Raw genomic sequence first — 20447 nt, 5'->3', positions numbered from 1 at the left:
TGCCTATTCTAAAAACCCTGATAATTTCTAAAACGTATATGTATATATCTTTGCGGGCAAGACAACTCTTATGCTCGCATAACAACCTGATAGAAAACATATAACATGAAGAAAACATTACTTTTTAGTTTTTTATTTTTTGTAATTTCCTTTGTTTCTTTCGGACAAACCGTTACAAAAACTTATGTGACAGCTACAACTCCTAAAACCTTTACAGTTCCTGCTGGTGTCACAACTGTGGTAGTAGAATGTTGGGGCGGCGGTGGAGCTGGAGGAGGATCTACAAATGCTGTTGGAGCTACTGCAAGAACAGGCGGAGGCGGAGGCGGAGGAGCTTATGCAAAAAGTAACTTAACAGTTGCACCAACAAATGTACTTGATGCTACAGTTGGGGCTGCCGGAACAGCAGTTAGTGGTGCAAGTGGTGGTAATGGAGGTTTTTCTACTGTAAGTATAAATGGAACTTCAGCTTCTGGTTTGATATATGCAGCAGGAGGATCTGGAGGAACGGGAAATACTAATGGAGGGAATCCTATTTTGGGAGGAACTGGAGGAACAACTGGAAATGTTGGTGGAGTACAGGTCATTGCGGGCGGTAATGGAGGAAATGGAGAAAGTAATAATGGTGCAGACTCTGGTGTTGGTGGAACTGGTTCCGGCCCAACAGGAGGAACAGGAGGGGCAATAGTAGGTGGTTCTGGTAATACAGCAGCTGGTAATCCTGGAAGTCTTTATGGTGGAGGTGGCAGTGGAGGAAGAACATCACAAACAGCTGGAAACAGAGCTGGTGGTGCAGGTGCAGCGGGTAAAGTTGTTATATCTTATGATTGTCCAACATCTGCTGGAACTCTTTCCGGTAATCAATATATTTGTACTTACGGAAGTACATCTACTACTTTTGCATCTACAGTTCCGGGAGGAACATGGACCATAAGCCCATCTGGTATAGCGTCAATCAATTCAAGTACAGGTGCAATTACTGCAACTGCAAACGGAACAGCTACTGTTACTTATACAATTCCATCAACAACAGATTGCCCTACAGCAAGAACAGCAACCAGAACAATTTATGTTACGAATGGACCTGGAGGAGCGCCATCAAATTTAGCAGGTTCTCAAACTCAATGTCAAAGTTCTACAACTAGCTATACAATTAGTGCCGTTCAAGGTTCTTACGCTTACAATTGGTCTTATTCAGGAACAGGGGCAACTATTACACCAGCGGCAGATGGTCTTTCTGCAAGTGTTACTTTTAGTGCTTCAGCTACTTCTGGAAATATTCAGGTTACATCAACAAATGCTTGTGGTACTTCAGGTCCATCAAGTTTATTTGTAACAATAGCACAAACGAGCAACGGAGGTACATTGCCGTCTGCAAGTGGGTGTCCAAATACTTATATTACATACTTAAATTTAACGGGATATATTGGTTCAGTTATTCGTTGGGAATCCTCTACAGATAATTTTGTAAGCAATACAACAACGATTAATAATACAAATAACGGAATTGATGTACAAAATTTAACACAAACTACTTACTACAGAGCTGTTGTTAGAAATTCACCTTGTACTAATATTTCATATTCTACAGTTTCAACAATTACAATTGGATCTACTTCTTATACAGTAGGGAGTGCTTCTTCAAGTCCAAATGTATGTATTAACACAGCAATAACAAATATAACACACAGTACTACTGGCGCAACAGGAATATCTAATAATGGAGTATCTGGCGCAAATGGTTTGCCGGCAGGTGTATCAGCATCATTTGCATCAAATACAATTACTATTAGCGGAACTCCTACCGCTGCAGGAACTTTTAACTATAACATTCCACTGACTGGGGGGTGTGGAAATGCTACAAATGCTACAGGGACAATAACTGTTAGAACAAATACAGTAACAGCTGCTTCATCAAGCCCAAATGTTTGTGTCAACACGGCTATTACGAATGTAACTCATACTACTACTGGCGCAACAGGAATAGCTAACAATGGTATCGCCGGAGCAAATGGTTTACCAGCAGGAGTTTCTGCATCTTGGGCTTCTAATACTATTACTATTAGTGGTACTCCAACAGCATCAGGAATTTTTTCATATAGCATTCCGTTAAATGGAGGATGTGGTACTGTAAATGCAACAGGAACAATTACAGTTAATGCAAACAAAGCTGTGGGTGCTGCGTCAGCAAGTCCAAATGTTTGTATCAATACAGCAATAACAGCCTTTACGCATACAACTACTGGGGGTGTAACAGGAATAGCCAACAATGGTGTTGCCGGAGCAAATGGTCTGCCAGCAGGAGTTTCTGCGTCTTGGGCTTCTAATACTATTACTATTAGCGGTACTCCAACAGCATCAGGAACTTTTTCATACAGCATTCCAGTTAATGGCTGCGGGTCAACTGCGGTTAATGCTACAGGAACAATTACCGTTAGGATAAATACAGTGACTGCTGCATCATCAAGTCCAACTACTTGTATTAATACAGCAATAACAAATATAACACATACTACAACTGGCGCAACAGGAATAGCTAACAATAGTGTTGCAGGAGCAAACGGTTTACCGGCAGGAGTTTCTGCATCTTGGGCTACCAATACTATCACTATTAGTGGTACTCCAACAGCATCAGGTAATTTTACTTATAACATTCCGTTAAATGGCGGATGTGGTACAGTAAATGCAACGGGAACAATTACTGTTAATGCAAATAAAGCCGTTGGAGCAGCATCATCTAGTCCAAATGTTTGTATCAATACAGCGATAACGAATGTTACACATACAACTACAGGAAGTGTAACAGGAATAGCTAATAATGGTGTTGCCGGAGCAAATGGTTTACCAGCAGGAGTTTCTGCATCTTGGGCTTCTAATACGATTACTATTAGTGGCACACCAACAGCATCAGGAACTTTTTCATATAGTATTCCGGTTAATGGCTGCGGGGCAACTGCGGTTAATGCCACAGGAACAATTACAGTAAATGCCATAACAGCAATAACAGTACAACCAACTGCTCCTGCTGCAGCATGTTCAGGAAGTGGTACACAAACAATTTCAGTTACAGCAGTAGGAAGCACATTAACATATGTTTGGAAAAAAGATGGAACAGCTGTTACAAATGGCGGCGGTGTAAATGGACAAGGAACAAATACATTAACCTTAACAAATCCAACAACTACAAATGTTGGAAACTATACTGTAGAAGTTAGTGGAAGTTGCGGTTCTACAGTGATATCAAATGCTGTAGCAGTAACAGTTATTACAACAGACAGAGGACGTACACATGGAGGTAGACATATTTGTTATGGAACTCAGCCTAATAAATTGACTTTGGCAAATGCTGATGCTCCTAATCAGGGAGCAGCATATTCTTATCCTGAAAAAGTAGTAAGATGGGAATATAGTGATGATAACAATGTAACTTGGATTCCCATAGCTGGTACTGCAAATCTAATTGAGTATCAGCCAATGGAATTACTTTACGCAAAAAGAGCGTACAGAGCGGTTGCACAAACTTCTGGTTGTCCACAAGGTTTTGCTGCTATCGAAACTAGCTTTGATATTGATCCTTTACCAACAGTTACTTTTACAAGTCAGGCAGGAACAAGTACCTGTACAGGAACAAACGTAGTTTATACTACACAAGGCGGACAGGCAAATTATACCTGGACAATATCTGGAAATAGTGGAAGTGATTACACTATTACTGGAGGAGGAATCGGGACAGGAAGTAATACAGTAACATTAAGATGGTTAACGACAGGTAGTAAAACAGTAACAGTTAATTATAGAAATTCTAACGGATGTTCAGCGGCCTCTCCGGCTTCTTCAACAACAACAGTCGAGACTTCTTATACTGCTCCAGTACCAGGAACAATAGTTAGACCAACTTGTTTAGTTCCAACGGGAAGTGTTACATTGAGTGGTTTGCCAAATTCCGGAACGTTACTTTTTAATGGACCAAATTCAACAAATGGAACTTACAGTATTTCAGGAACGGGAACAATGACGGTTTCAGGATTAGTTCCTGGTGATTATAGTTTTGCAATACAAAGTAATTGTGGATCAGTATATTCTTCAGTCGTAACTATACAATCAGCAAATAAATGGAATGGAACGACATGGTCTAGTGGCTCAGATCCAACGTTAAATGATATATTAGAATTTGATGCCAATTATAGCTTAGACAAAGATATTAATGGATGTTCATGTAAAATTGCAAGCGGAGCAAACGTTACAATAAAAAGTGGCAGAACTCTAACAGTTACTAACGCATTAAACGTTAATTCAGGCGGTTCTTTAACCTTTGATAACAATGCAAGTTTAGTTCAGACTGCAAATGTTGTTAACACAGGAAACATTACTTATAAAAGAAGCACAACTCCTATAAACCGTTACGATTATGTATACTGGTCAATACCGGTTACAGCAACACCAGGTATGACACTTCATGATTTATCACCAACTACTCTGGCAGATAAATACCAAAGTTTTAATCCATCAAGTGGATGGGTAATTAGTTATAACGGAACTCAGGTTATGACACCTGGACAAGGATATATTGTAAGAGGACCGCAGGAGAATGTTAGTGCTGCTGTTTTTCAAGCTTCTTTTACGGGAGTTCCAAATAATGGTGATTTTACCATTACACCTGTAGCTACAAAGTGGCATTTAATCGGAAATCCATACCCGTCAGCAATTAGTGCAAACAAATTAATAACCGACGCAGGAACTGGAGCATTGTATTTCTGGACGCACAGCAACCAGCCAGATAAAGATACTGATGGAAATGCAACTTACAATTATGATCCAGATGATTATTCGGTATATACCTTAACAGGAAGTACAGGGACTTCTAATGGCCCGGCAGCAAGTGGAAAAATTGCAGCAGGTCAGGGATTCTTCTTCAAAGCCAGTACAGGAAATAATGTTGTTTTCACAAACAGTATGAGAATTCCAGGTGAAAACAGCCAGTTCTTTAAAACAGCTGCCGATATTGAGACAAACCGTGTATGGCTGAATATGTCAACTACAACAGGATTATTTAAACAAGCCCTGATAGGTTACATTGAAGGAGCAACAAACAGCTGGGATCAGAATTATGATGCCGCTACACTTAACGGAAGTGCATATTTAGACTTTTATAGTTTAAATGAAGCCAAGAAACTAACGATTCAGGGACGTGGACTTCCTTTTGAAGATACAGATTTAGTTCCTCTTGGATATAAAACTTCAGTTGCGGGAGAATTTACTATTGCAATTGACCATACAGATGGATTACTAAACGATCAGGCAGTTTATCTGGAAGACAAAGTAACCAGTAAAGTACACGACCTAAAAGCCGGTAACTATAAATTTACTACTGAGATAGGAACATTTACAGATCGTTTTGTACTTCGTTACACGAATAAAACTTTAGGAACAGGTGATTTTGAAAATGTAAAAGACGGACTTTTGGTTTCTGTAAAAGATAAAGCAATCAAAGTCACTTCTTCAAAAGAAAACATTAAAGAAGTAAATATATATGATATTACAGGAAAGCTTTTATATAGTAAAAACAAAATAGGAACGACAGAATTATCGATTTCGAATCTGCAGTCTGCCGATCAGGTTTTATTAGTAAAAGTTATTCTTGAAAATGACTATGCAACAACAAGGAAAATCATTTTCAAATAATTAAAATAAAATATAAAAAAAATCCGACAGTGAAAGCTGCCGGATTTTTCCATGTAATGAACGTACTAAATAAAAAGAGTTAAGTAAAAATAAGTTTAAATTTTTTTAAGAATTAAATTAATAACCGAATCAAACCAAACACAAATTGTATGCCCCAAAAATTACTTTTGTTTACCCGTTCTTTATTTAAAAAGATACTGTTTATATTTTTATTGGTTTCTTTAAAAATGTCAGCGCAGCTAACAGCTGTTTCAAGAATCCACACTGATTGGAACGGATACTGGACTTCAAATTCTACTACTGGAGTTGGTAATCGTCCAGACAGAGAAAACAACCTATTGGCATTCTCATGGAATGGAACTACTTATTCAACAGGAGTTAGTAATACGACTCTAGATTCGCACTCTGTAGTTTATAATGCACAAAAATTTAGAGCATTGAAAATTCAATCTCTTGGTTCAACATCAAGCTCATACTTTTTGCAAGGTTCTATGATAGACGAATCAGCGGGTTCGGCAATTTTAAGACCCGCTTTAGCTGGTTCAAGTGCTACTGGAGCTGAACTTGCATCAAGATTAACTGATGGAGCAAGCGGACTTTCAATTGGTACAGGTGTTGCTAATATAAAAGCCGGAACAGCTGAATTTAAAGTAGGTACCAATAACCTGAATCTTTCAGGTATTGGTGACGGAATTCCTGATTTAATTGTAACCCAGGTTGCAGATCCAGGAGGAACACCAGATACTTTTAAATTTATCGATGCATTAGGAAATACCGTAGGAACTGAATTATCTATAAAGTTTGATGCTGTAACTGCGATTGGTACGTATAGTCTTGATTTATTTAAAATGGATGGAACTCTCGGATTTGCTGCCGCATCAACAAGAGATATTAGAATGCTTGCAATCGAAACCAGTCAATTTGGAATAACATCTGCAAACGCTGCTCAGGTGGACCGTTTTGTAGTAACTTTTTCAGGCAGTTCAGATTGTGCTTTTATTGCTTTTAATACAAATTCATTAAAAATTGCTGAATTAAGTCTTATAAAAACAGCTTCGATGCCATCATGCGGGAAAGCTGGAGATGTTATTAATTATACTTTTAATGTAAAAAATACAGGAGAAGTTCCTATTACAGATGTTCGTGTGACTGATCCAATGCCGGGAATTATTATTACAGGAAACCCAATTGCTAGTTTGGCCGCCGGAGCAACTGCTACATTAACCGGAACTTATACGATTACTAGTAATGATGTACTTACTGGAAGAGTTGTTAATTCTGCAAAAGTTACCGGAACTGACCCATCGTTAAATGTCGTTGAAGATATTTCGGGACATACCTATACAGATAATATTTCAACATCCATAGATTTACTGCCACCACCAACCATTGGCACAATAAGCGATGTTTCATGCGCTGCTTTAGGAAGTGTTATTTTAAATAACTTACCAGCAACTGGAACTTGGACTATAGAAAGAAGCCCGGGATCTGCTACATATACGGGTTCAGGAACTAGTACAACAATTCCTTTATTAGCTGCCAATACTTATACATTTAGAGTAACAGATAATACCAGAGGCTGTAAGTCACCATCAAGTTTAGGAGCAACAATTACTGATCAATCTTCGACAACATGGAATGGAACAGCTTGGTCTAACGGAACTCCAACTGCAACAAAAAGAGCTGTTTTTACTGGAGCGTTTGCAATTTCAGCAGATTTAACTGCTTGTTCTTGTACCATAAATAGTGGTGTTAATATGACAGTTCCATCTGGAAGGACTTTAACAATTACTAACTCTTTAAATGTTAATTCAGGCGGTTCATTAACCTTTGATAATAATGCAAGTTTGGTTCAAACTACGAATGCAGTTAATACTGGAAACATTACTTATTTAAGAAGCACTACGCCTGTAAATCGTTATGATTATGTATACTGGTCAATACCGGTTACAGCAACACCCGGAATGACGCTTCATGATTTATCACCAACAACATTGGCAGATAAATACCAAAGCTTTAATCCATCAAGTGGATGGGTAACTAGTTATAATGGAACTTTGGTCATGACACCAGGGCAGGGTTATATCATAAGAGGACCACAAGGTAATGTAAGTCCAGCTGTTTTTCAGGCCTCATTTACAGGAGTTCCAAACAATGGAAATATTACGGTTACTCCAGTCGCTACAAAATGGAATTTAATTGGAAATCCATATCCATCAGCAATAGATGCCGATAGATTGATTAATGACGCTGGTGTTGGAGCATTGTATTTCTGGACACACAGTAACCAGCCTGACGAAAACACCAATGGAAATGCAACTTACAACTATGACCCGGATGATTATTCGGTCTATACCTTATCAGGAAGCACAGGAACGTCAAATGGTCCGCCTGCAAGTGGGAAAATTGCAGCAGCTCAGGGATTTTTCTTCAAAGCCAGTACAGGAAATAATGTTGTTTTTACAAACAGTATGCGAATTGCAGGCAATAACAGTCAGTTCTTTAAAACGGCTCAAACCAATCTTGAAAAAAACCGTTTATGGCTTAATATCTCAAATGCTACAGGATTGTATAAGCAGGTACTAATTGGTTACATTGAAGGAGCAACAAACAGCTGGGATCAAAATTATGATGCGGCAACACTCAACGGAAGTGTCAATTTAGACTTTTACAGTTTAAATGATGCTAAAAAACTAACTATTCAAGGGCGTGGACTTCCTTTTGAGGATACAGATTTAATTCCGCTTGGATACAGAACTGCTGTTGCAGGAGAATTTACAATTGCAATAGATCATACGGATGGATTGTTGAATGATCAGGCAATTTATCTTGAAGATAAAAAAACAGGTACAATTTATAACCTAAAAGCTGGAAACTATAAATTTACTACCGATATAGGAACATTTACAGATCGTTTCACGCTTCGTTATACTAACAAAACATTAGGAACCGGAGATTTCGAAAATGTAAAAGACGGACTTTTGGTTTCTGTAAAAGATAAAGTAATTAAAGTAACTTCTTCAAAAGAAAACATTAAAGAGGTTTCAGTTTTTGATATCACCGGCAAACTTTTATACAATAAAAAGAAAGTTGGAACGACAGAATTGTCAATCTCAAATCTACAGGCTGCTGAACAGGTTTTACTGGTAAAAGTAACACTTGAAAACAAAGCAGAAGTAACAAGAAAGATTATCTTTAAATGATAAAAAACTTCTTCTAATAAAAACCATTCCGACAAAACGGAATGGTTTTTTTGTTTTTAAAAATAAATAAAAAATCACCAAAAGTGGGTATTGTATTATTTTTCAAAGTAAATTAATTTCGGTTAATTCTTACAAATATTAATTTACTATTTTACGACTTTGATAAAATACATCCTGTTCCTCATTTTTCTGCCTTTCACAAACACTCTTATTGCCCAACAGGGAAAAGTTGATAACACTTTTAATACAATCGATGACGGATCTAAAGGAGATGGATTTAACGCGACTGTCCGAACTCTTTTTTTGCAGCCAGACAATAATTTAATTGTTGGAGGTGAATATACAAGTCTGCACGGAATTCCATCTTCATACTTAACTCGTTTAAAACCGGACGGAACAATAGACGAAAGTTTTGACACAGGAACTAGCTTTAATGGTAAAGTTTATTCTTCAAATGTTCAGCCCGATGGTAAAATATTAGTTGGAGGAAATTTTTCGGCTTATAATGGAAAAAATGCGGGAAGGCTCGTTCGCCTAAACAATGATGGGTCTTATGACGAATCTTTTAACACAGTCGTTGCAGCTAGTTCAGGAGCAGGAATTATTCATGATATAGATTTGCAGTCAGATGGCAAAATTATAATTGCTGGGACTTTTACAAAATATGGTAATACAGCCGTAAACAGAATTGCACGATTACTGCCAAACGGCTTAATAGACACTTCATTTAAAATAGGTATAGGCTCTGCTTTACTCATTTCAAATGTTCGCGTTTTGTCTAATGGGAAGATTTTAGTTGTGGGCAATTTTACCTCTTTTAATGAAGTTGACTCTAATGGAATAATCAGGCTAAATTCTGATGGAAGTATAGATAAAGATTTTAATATCGGGACTGGTTTTGATGATAATGTAAATACTATTGAAGTTCAACCCGATGGTAAGATACTTTTAGGAGGAAGTTTTACATCATATAATGGAATTACTGCCAATAGAATTGTGCGTCTTAATCCAGATGGTTCTCGTGATTTCAGTTTTCTTGGATCAGGTTTTAATAATGTTGTTCAGGTTATCAAAATTGATAGTGAAGGAAATATCATGGCAGGCGGATCTTTTACCGGTCGCTATGATGGAGTAACTCTTAATCATGTGGCTTTCTTAAACTCAGACGGAACTATAAAACCTGATTTTGATATGGGCACGGGGCCGGCATCTACTGTTTGGACACTCGCAAATGACTCAGAAGGATCGTGGTTTATTGGAGGAACATTTTCTGTTTTTGATGGACAAAATCAGGGAAGACTGGCAAAAGTAAATTTAGAAGGAGAACAAGATACTGGCTATTTAGCATCTGGAATTGGTTTTGATAATTCTGTTTTTAAAATCATTCCATTAGAAAATCAAAAAACAATAGTACTGGGAAACTTTACCAAATTTAATAATAATCCCGCTTTTAGAATTGTAAAACTGTTAGAAGACGGATCATTTGACTCCGATTTTAATACTGGCCAAACCGGAGCAAATAACTTAATAAAAACAGCTATTCTTCAAGCAGACGGTAAAATTATTTTGGGTGGAAATTTCACCAAATATAATGATCAGCTTTATAATAGAATTGTTAGAATTTTTCAAGACGGATCAATTGATAATTCCTTCAATATGGGTTCAGGATTCAATAGCCAAATTTATGCTATGGCATTACAGTCCGATGATAAAATTATTGTTGCAGGAAACTTTACGCGTTATAATGGTGATCTTTCAATAATTAGGATTGTAAGGTTACTGTCTGATGGTTCACAAGATCCAACTTTTAATACGGGTCTTGGTGCAGATGCTATAATAGATGATATTCTAATTCAGCCCGACGGAAAGATTTTAATCGGAGGAAGATTTATAAAATTTAATGATCAGTCCTATCAGCATTTGGTTCGATTAAATACAGATGGAAGTATCGATACAAGTTTTAATATTGGAGAAGGTTTTGATAAAAATGTTTACGCAATTGCATTACAATCAGACGGAAAAATAGTTGTTGGCGGGTCTTTTTTGATGTATAATAAAAGTTCGCAAAAACGAATTCTTCGTCTAAATTCTAACGGAAGTTTAGACAGCAGTTTTGATTCCGGAACTGGTTTTAATAAAGGAGATGTTCGTGCAATTTTGGTACAGCCAGATGATCGTCTTTTAGTTGCAGGAACTTTTTCTGGAACTTATAAAAATAATTCTTCTTTAAGATTAATAAGATTGCTAAAAACAGGAGATTTTGACAACACCTTTAATGCATCAGTAAACAATAAAATTTTTGCATTAAGTATTACATCTGATTTTAGACTTTTAATCGGAGGAAATTTTAATTCTGTTTCAGGATTTTCCAAGCATAGAATTTGTCGGTTAAAACTTTGTCTCGAATCAACAATTTGGGATGGTCGTTCATGGTCAAATGGCTATCCGTCTGGAGGAAAAGAAGTACTTTTTAAGGAAGATTTTCCGAATTTAAATTCATCGAATGTTTGCAGCTGCAGTATCGAAGCAGGAAAAAGAGTTGCACTTTTAAGTGGAAATACTTTAGGAATTGAATTTTCATATTCAGGATCAGGAACATTAGTTTTAGAAGATTCAGCCAGTTTATATCAATCAGATGACGATATGGTAAATTCCGGAATTATGCAGATGAAAAGAAAAACAAATCCTGTTTTAAAATTTGATTATACCTATTGGTCTTCTCCAGTCGATAATCAAAAACTAATTGATCTTTCACCTCACACATTATTTGATAAATACCAATCATACAATTCTGCATTGCCAGGCTGGAAAATTGAAGAACCATCCAGTTATATGTCTTTAGGAAAAGGATATATAATAAGATCTCCTCAGGAATTTTCTCAGTTTGAACGATCTATATATGAAGGAGTTTTTACAGGTGTTCCAAATAATGGAAAGGTTGAAGTTGATTTACAAGAAAACAATAGGTTTTACTTAATTGGAAATCCATATCCATCAGCCATTGATGGAAATATTTTTTTGAGTAAAAATGAATTTAAAACCAAAGGCGCACTTTATTTCTGGACACATAATACACAAATAACAAATTTAGAATATACATCAGATGACTATGCCGTTTATAATTTAGTTGGCGGGGTGGGTACAAAAGCAATTTTTAAAGGTATCAATGAAACAATTCCCGATGGTAAAATAGCTTCCGGTCAAGGATTTTTTGTTAAAAGTAATCAGTTAGGACTTTTGGAATTCAATAATAGCATGCGAATTTCCGGAACAAATAATAAGTTTTTTAAACCTGCAAAAGGACAAACAGAGACTAAGAAAGAAGCAGTTAAAAATAGATTATGGCTGAATCTTCAAAATGATAATGGTGCTTTTAAACAAATTTTAATTGGATACCTGCCAGGTGCAACAAATTCTTATGATCTAAATTATGATGCAGAAACCTTAAATGGAAACCAATTTGTAGACTTTTATAGTATTAGTGAAAGCAAAAAATTAGTAATTCAGGGGCGAGCTTTACCTTTTCAGGATTCTGATGAAATTAATTTAGGATATAAAACGGTAATGGCCGATACTTTTACAATCGCGATAGATCATTCTGATGGTAATTTGTCAGAGCAGGCAATTTATTTAGAAGATAAGCTAATGAATAGTATTTCCAATCTAACCCTAAAAGATTATACCTTTCATAGTGAAATAGGAGTTTTTACCGACAGATTCATCCTTCATTTTACTAATAAAAATTTAAGTGTTGATGATTTTCAGAATACTAAAAATGAAATTTTGGTTTCTTCAAAAGATAAAATAATCAATATAAGATCGAAAAATCAAAAACTAAAAAATGTTCTGCTCTATGATATTAGTGGAAAATTACTTTTCGAAAAAAGAAAACTAAACGAGTTTGAATTAGTAATATCAAATTTAAGAATTGTTCATCAAATCATGTTAGTGAAAGTAATTTTAGAAGATAATTTTTCAAAGACAAAAAAGATCATTTTCTAAACTAGAATTTTTATCAATGTAAATAATCCGCCAACATATTTATGTAAGGCGGATTTTTGTTTTTGAATAGTTTTTATAGGTGTAAATTACACTTAATCAATTTGTTGTGTAAATTAACACAACCCACACAATTTTTAAATTATGAACTTAAAAGTGTTAAATCTACAATATTTAACATTTTCTCTCTAAATATGATGTAAAAAAAATCGTACCTTGTTGTAACAGTCAATCGACGAATATAACATAAAAGCCGTTAATATACATTTTCAAACCCCTTAAACAAAATGTAACTTATTTTTTATCTGCCAAATACTATTTAATGCTTATTTAAATACCACAAAAAGCAACATTTGCTAACTATTCTTTGCTTTTGTTTCAAAATCATTTTTGAAGTCAATGTGATTTTTTGAGGTATTTAGAAATTAAACTAAACCAGACTTTCTCTCACTGGTGAATCTTTTTCTGTTAATTAAAAAATAGTGCGATGAAAAAAAAATTACCAATCTTTCTAATCTTACCTCAATTTTTTATTCGTTGTTTTTCTTTATTCAATGAATGCCAAGAGAATTTTTTATCAAATAAAATTAAACTCTCACTCTTATTCTCCTTTTTTTGTTTTTCCTTATGGGCACAGCCCCCACATACATTGACATCTAATGGAACAATAGTAGTTCCTGCTGGTGTTACTGTAATGGATGTGCAGGCTTGGGGCGGAGGCGGTGCCGGTGGCGGCGCGGGCGGCTCAGGTTTACTTGAAGGACGAAGCGGAGGCGGAGGAGGCGGAGGCGCTTATGCCAGAAGTAATATCAATGTAACAGCCAGCAATACTTTAAATGTTGTAGTTGCCGGTACAGTAGCAGGGACAATAAATAATGGAGCTGCTGGCGGGCATTCAACTATTACAGGTTATGAAACAGTAATATATGCTGCAGGTGGAGCAGGAGGTTTGGCTAACAATGCAGGAGGAGCACCTGCCGGAGGTGCTGGTGGATCTACAGCAGCTTCTTTTGGTACTACAAAAGCTGCTGGTGAAGCAGGAGGAACTGGAGGAAATGTTTTAGCCGCACTTTTATTAAGTTCCGGAAAAGGAGGAAATGGAGCAAGTCCGGGAGGAGGAGCCGGAGGAGCATCTGTGCCAAGTTTAGTTCTTGGAACTACAGTTGGAAACCCCGGTGTTGCACCAGGAGGAGGTGGTAGTGGCTCAATGAGCTCTGCTCTTGCTGCTGCTCAGCCCGGAGGATCAGGAGCTCATGGTCAGGTTATAGTAAGCTATACTTGCCCTAGTTATAGTATTACAGGAATTTCGGCAGTAAATGTTTGCAGTAATCTTGGAACTACTTCAGTTGTAACATTAACATCGTCTGCTGCGTCTTTACCAACAGGAACTTATACCGTGACATATAGTCGAAGCAATCCAAGTGCGACAGGACTTACAGCAACAATGACTGTGACTACTGCCGGAACAGGAACATTTACAGCAGCAGGTTTAAACACTGTTGGGACAAGTAATATTACCGTCACTAATTTAACATCCGGAGTCTGTTCTTCAGCTATATCAACATCAAACGTTACAACAGTTACAATTTTTGCTCCTTCAGCTGGTGGAACAGTTTCAGGCGGAACAACAATTTGTGCTGGAGCAACAAGTGCTGCTCTGTCTTTAGCAGGACAAACTGGTACAATTCAAAAATGGCAATATTCAATAGCTCCATTTTCAACCTGGACTGATATTGCAAATACAACAAATACTTATACTTCTGGACCACTTAGTGAAACAACTGAATTTAGAGCTGTTGTTCAAAATGGAGTTTGTACAGCTGCAAATTCTATAGCGACAACAGTAACAGTTAATCCTTTACCACAAGGAACTTTATCAGCAAATGGTCCTTTTTGTGTAACAGGTTCCGGACAATTAACTTTTACAGCTACGGCAGGAACGGGTCCATATACAGTTGTGTACAAAGAAAATGGAGGAGCAGACCGAACTGCAACAGGAGTCGTGAGCGGAACGCCTTTTGCAGCTTTTACATCAACAGTGACAGCTACGACTACATATACCTTAGTTTCAGTAACAGGAGCAAATACTTGCTCCAGAAGTTCTGGTTTTACAGGAAACACAGCTACAATAACTATCAATTCTTTACCGCAGGGAAGTTTAACAGCAAACGGTCCATTTTGTGCAACTGGTTCCGGATTGTTAACTTTTACAGCAACAGCTGGAACGGGACCATATACAGTTGTTTATAAAGAAAATGGTGGAGCAGACCGAACTGCGACAGGAGTTGTCAGCGGAACACCTTTTGCAGCTTTTACTCCCACTGTTACGGCTACTACAACGTATACTTTAGTTTCAGTTACAGGATCAAATACCTGTGTTAGAAATTCTGGTTTTACAACAGGTTCAGCAACGATAACTGTTAATTCATTACCGCAGGGAAGTTTAACAGCAAATGGTCCATTTTGTGCGACAGGTTCCGGGCTGTTGACATTTACTGGCACAGCAGGAACTGGCCCATACACAGTTGTTTATAAAGAAAACGGAGGAGCTGACCGTACAGCGTCGGGAGTAGTGAGCGGAATACCTTTTGCTACTTTTACAACGCCAGTTACCGCAACGACAACTTATACTTTAGTTTCGGTTACAGATGCAAATACCTGTGTTAGAAGTTCTGGTTTCACCCAAAATTCAGCAACAATAACCGTCAACCCATTACCGCAGGGAAGTTTAACAGCAAATGGTCCGTTTTGTGAAACTGGCGCAGGTCAATTAACTTTTACCGCAACAGCAGGAACAGGTCCATATACAGTTGTTTATAAAGAAAATGGCGGAGCAGACCGCACTGCAACAGGAGTTGTCAGCGGAACACCGTTTAACACTTTTACAACGCCAGTTATCGCAACAACAACTTATACATTAGTTTCGGTTACGGGAGCAAATACCTGTGTTAGAAGTTCAGGTTTTACAGGAAATACAGCAACAATAACTATCAATCCATTACCGCAGGGAAGTTTGACATCAAACGGCCCATTTTGTGCAACAGGAGCTGGACAATTGACATTTACGGCAACAGCAGGAACTGGTCCATATACAGTTGTCTACAAAGAAAATGGCGGAGCAGACAGAACTGCAACGGGAGTTGTCAGCGGAACGCCTTTTGCAGCTTTTACTTCTACTGTTACGGCTACGACAACGTATACTTTGGTTTCAGTTACAGGAGCAAATACCTGTGTTAGAAACTCTGGTTTTACTCAAAATTCTGCAACAATAACAGTTAATCCATTGCCGCAGGGAAGTTTAACAGCAAATGGTCCATTTTGTGTAACAGGTTCTGGACTGTTAACTTTTACGGCTACAGCAGGAACAGGTCCATATACAATTGTTTACAAAGAAAATGGAGGGGCTGACCAAACTGCAGCGGGAGTTGTGAGCGGGACACCGTTCGCGACTTTTACAACGCCAGTTACTGCAACAACAACTTATACTCTAGTTTCAGTAACGGGAGCAAACACCTGCGTTAGAAGTTCTGGTTTTACAACGGGTTCAGCTACAATAACGGTTAATCCATTACCTCAGGGAAGTTTGAGTGCCAATAGCCCATTTTGTGCAACAGGCTCTGGACAATTGACATTTACTGCCACAGCAGGAACAGGTCCATACACAGTTGTTTATAAAGAAAACGGAGGAGCTGACCGCACAGCAACGGGAGTTGTAAGCGGAACACCATTCGCCACTTTTACAACGCAAGTTACCGCAACAACAACTTATACTTTAGTTTCAGTAACAGGAGCAAATTCCTGTGTTAGAAGTTCTGGTTTTACAGCAGGTTCAACTACAATAACAGTAAATCCATTACCACAGGGAAGTTTAACGGCTAACGGTCCGTTTTGTGCAACTGGGGCGGGACAATTGACATTTACTGCTACTTCAGGAACTGGCCCATACACAGTTGTTTATAAAGAAAATGGTGGAGCAGATCGCACGGCTTCAGGAGTTGTAAGCGGAACTCCATTCGCTACTTTTACAACTCCAGTTATAACAACAACAACTTATACTCTAGTTTCAGTAACAGGTGCAAATACTTGTGCCAGAAATTCTGGTTTTACTGGAGGCTCAGCAGTAATAACAATTAATCCAATTCCAACACCAACATTTACAACGCAGCCGGCTGCTTCGGTTTGTGTAAATACAGATGTTACGTATACAACACAAACCGGACAATCAAATTATGTTTGGAATGTTCCGGGAGTTTTGAATACAGATTATATTATTACCTCAGGAGATTTATCTGTATCAAGTAATACCGTAACATTACAATGGCTTACCGCTGGAAGTAAAACAGTAACTGTTGGTTATTCTTCAATAGGATGTGCCTCAAATACAAGCGCAAGCAATACTACAACGGTAACAAAAACGGAACGTGGTGCAGTGCATGGAGGAAATCATATTTGTGCGGGAGATCCAAGTCCGTTATTAACTTTGACAGATTATACGGGAACAATTGTAAGATGGGAATATGCAGAAGCGATTCCATACGTTTGGCAGCCTTTTGCAAATACATCTAATACGTATCAGCCGGGAGTATTATCAACAAGTACCAGCTATAGAGCTGTGGTAAAAAACGGAACTTGCCCTGAAGAATTTGCAATAGAAACAAGAATTGATGTGGAACCAAAACCTTCTACACCAATATTGGCAATTATTACGCAGCCAACTTGTGTTAATCCAAACGGAAGCGTACATCTGACTGGCTTATTGGCATCACCAAATTGGACAATTACACAAAACGGAACAGTTTCTCAAACCTATACTTCATCAGGAACTAGTTATACCATAACAAATCTGGCTCCCGGAAATTATACTTTTACAATACACGACATAAATATTTGTCCTTCTTTACCAACTATTAATTTGGAGATAAAAGCTCCGGTTACAAATATTTGGAATGGTACAAGTTGGTCAAAAGGAAGTCCGCCAATAGTTACAGATGCAGTTCGGTTTTCGGGCAATTATTCTACAACAGGTGATTTGAGCGGTTGTTCTTGTGTTGTTGATGCGGGTGCAAATGTTACCGTAAATTCTAATCATACTTTAACGATTACCAATTCAGTGAGCAACAACGGAGGTTTATTGACTTTTGAAAATAATGCCAGTTTAATGCAGGTTAATAATGTCGTAAATACGGGTAATATTATATATAAACGAAACACCACACCAGTTCGAAGATATGATTTTACGTATTGGTCTTCGCCAATTGTGCGTACACCGGCTTTTACATTACACGATTTGTCACCAAACACATTATCAGATAAGTATTATAGCCATAATGCTATTAGTGGATGGATAATAAATTATAATGGAACGATGGAAATGAGTCCTGGATATGGTTATATTGTCAGAGCACCTCAAAATTTCGATATATCCGCTCCCTCAGTTTATAATTCATTTTTAGAAGGAGTTCCTAATAATGGTACAATTACCGTCCCTTTATTAGCTGCAGAGAAATCTCATTTGCTTGGCAATCCATATCCTTCGGCAATATATGCAGATCAATTTATTTTTGATAATGCGGCTAATTTGTATGGAACATTATATTTTTGGACTCATAACTCCGCACCAAGCAGCTCTGTTCCCGGTGATGCTCAATTTAATTATAATAGCGATGATTATGCTATTTATAATTTAACCGGAAGTACAAGTGTAGGCAGTCTGAGTGGACAAGGAGCAGGAACACCCGGAAATCAAAGTCCTCCATTAGGATATATAGCAGCTGGTCAGGCTTTTTTCGTAAAAGCAAAAACTACTGGAAACGCTGTTTTTACAAATTCAATGAGAATTCCCGGAAACAACAGCCAGTTTTTTAAAACAGCAGAAAGCAATAAAGAAACAATTGAAAAACACAGAGTCTGGCTTAATATGACAAATACTCAGGGGCTTTTTAAACAGTTGTTGGTAGGATATATAGAAGGAGCAACTGATACCTGGGACAATAATTATGATGGAGTTACCATAAACGGAAATATATATGTAGATTTTTACAGTATTAACGAAGGAAGAAAATTAACGGTTCAGGGTCGCGCTGTACCTTTTCAGGATACTGATGTTGTACCTTTAGGATACAGATCTGGAATTGAAGGCGAATTTTCAATAGCAATAGATCATGCAGATGGTGATTTAGCAAATCATGCCATTTATTTAGAAGATAAATGGAACAATACGACACATAATCTGCAAACAGGAAAATATACTTTTAATACATCAATAGGGACTTTTCTGGACCGCTTTGTTCTGAAATATGCTGCAGTAAATTTAGGAGTTGATGATTTTGAAAGTCAGGAAAACAATCTTTTTGTTTCGGTTAAGAATAAAAACATTAAAGTAAATTCAACGCATGATTATATAAAAGAAGTTTCCATTTTTGATATTTCAGGAAAATTGATTTACAACAATAAAAAGATTGAAAATACCGAATTACAGATTCCAAATCTGCAGTCAGGAGATCAGGTTTTGATTGTAAAAGTGACTTTGGAAAACGGAAAAACAACCACCAGAAAAATTACGTTTCATTAATTTATAAACTGAAATAAAAAGCCGGCTGTAAAATTAATTCTGCAGCCGGCTTTTATTTTTATTAAGCACTCTTTCGAAGGTTTTCATGCGTGTTTTGAATTGCTTTTTTATTTTTATAGTCAATCCATTTCTGTCCTTTAAATTTCCGCATCATAATATCAAAATGACGCATAATCAAAACATTGTATGCAGCTTTAGATAAATTCACGATGTTTTTAGGAAAAGCCCGCAGACTCATTGAAAATCCGGGAGTTAAATATTTCATATAATGCCAGTAACCTTCGGGCATATACAGCATTTCTCCATGTTTAAGATTAGTGATATATCCCTCAGCATTTTTAAGTGCAGGAAATTTTTCATAATCAGGATTATCAAAATCAATGTCTTCCCTCGAAATTAAAGCATGCGGAACCTTGTACATATACTTTGACTGGTTTGGCGCAAAAATCATACATTGTTTTTCTCCATGAAAATGGAAATGCAAAATGTTCGAGTAATCAATATCGTAATGCATAAATACTCTGGCATTTTCGCCTCCAAAAAACAACATCGGTAATTGCCTAACAAGTTTTAGTCCAATATCCGGCCATAAAAAATCATTTTTTAACCGTGGCACTTCTTTCATTAAGTTGTAAAGAAAAATGCGATAATTGGTAGGTTTTGATTCCAAAAGGTTAATGTAATCGCTCATTTTCATTGTCATATGAGCTTCATTAAAACCTTCTTCATGGTTTACAGGCCGATCATCGTACAAAGGAACCGTAATATCACCGGCAATATCATTAATATAAGATAATTTCCATTTTTGATAAGCGGGCCAGTCTTCCGTTAGTTCTTCAACAACAACCGGGATTTGTTTTTTTACATATTGGGAAATAAAATCTTCCTTAGAGATTTTTTTGACCCTTTCTATCTGTTTTAACTTCATTTTTATAAATAAAAAAATTGCTTATAACTCTGTGTCATAAGCAATTTAAAAAATTTTATTGAAG

5 protein-coding genes are annotated in these 20447 nt (G+C 37.1%); 4 read left to right on the top strand and 1 reads right to left on the bottom strand.

Annotated elements, in window-relative coordinates:
• Positions 1-105: 105 nt before the first annotated feature.
• From NLJ00_RS04380 to NLJ00_RS04365, 4 genes are all read left to right on the top strand, one after another.
• A complete protein-coding gene (locus NLJ00_RS04380) occupies positions 106-5682 on the top strand; it encodes a T9SS sorting signal type C domain-containing protein (protein ID WP_256636364.1) in 5577 nt (1858 codons plus the stop codon).
• A gap of 227 nt (positions 5683-5909) precedes the next feature.
• A complete protein-coding gene (locus NLJ00_RS04375; protein ID WP_256636363.1) occupies positions 5910-8885 on the top strand; it encodes a DUF7507 domain-containing protein in 2976 nt (991 codons plus the stop codon).
• Positions 8886-9044: 159 nt separating this feature from the next.
• On the top strand, positions 9045-12887 hold the full coding sequence (locus tag NLJ00_RS04370) for a T9SS sorting signal type C domain-containing protein (RefSeq protein WP_256636362.1): 3843 nt from the start codon (positions 9045-9047) through the stop codon (positions 12885-12887).
• 646 nt (positions 12888-13533) lie between these two features.
• Entirely contained in the window at positions 13534-19455 is a 5922-nt protein-coding gene (locus NLJ00_RS04365; RefSeq protein ID WP_256636361.1) for a T9SS sorting signal type C domain-containing protein, read from the top strand.
• Between the two features lie 61 nt (positions 19456-19516).
• Here the strand turns inward: NLJ00_RS04365 and NLJ00_RS04360 are convergent, their stop codons facing one another.
• Positions 19517-20383: a cupin-like domain-containing protein gene (locus NLJ00_RS04360; RefSeq protein ID WP_180856017.1), complete on the bottom strand. Its 867-nt coding sequence runs from the start codon at positions 20381-20383 to the stop codon at positions 19517-19519.
• Positions 20384-20447 lie beyond the last annotated feature (64 nt).

The sequence above is a fragment of the Flavobacterium panici genome (assembly GCF_024499525.1).
GTDB classification, from domain to species: domain Bacteria; phylum Bacteroidota; class Bacteroidia; order Flavobacteriales; family Flavobacteriaceae; genus Flavobacterium; species Flavobacterium panici.
The sequence above is the reverse complement of the archived record's forward strand: the minus strand, read 5'-3'. Positions and strand labels throughout refer to the sequence as shown.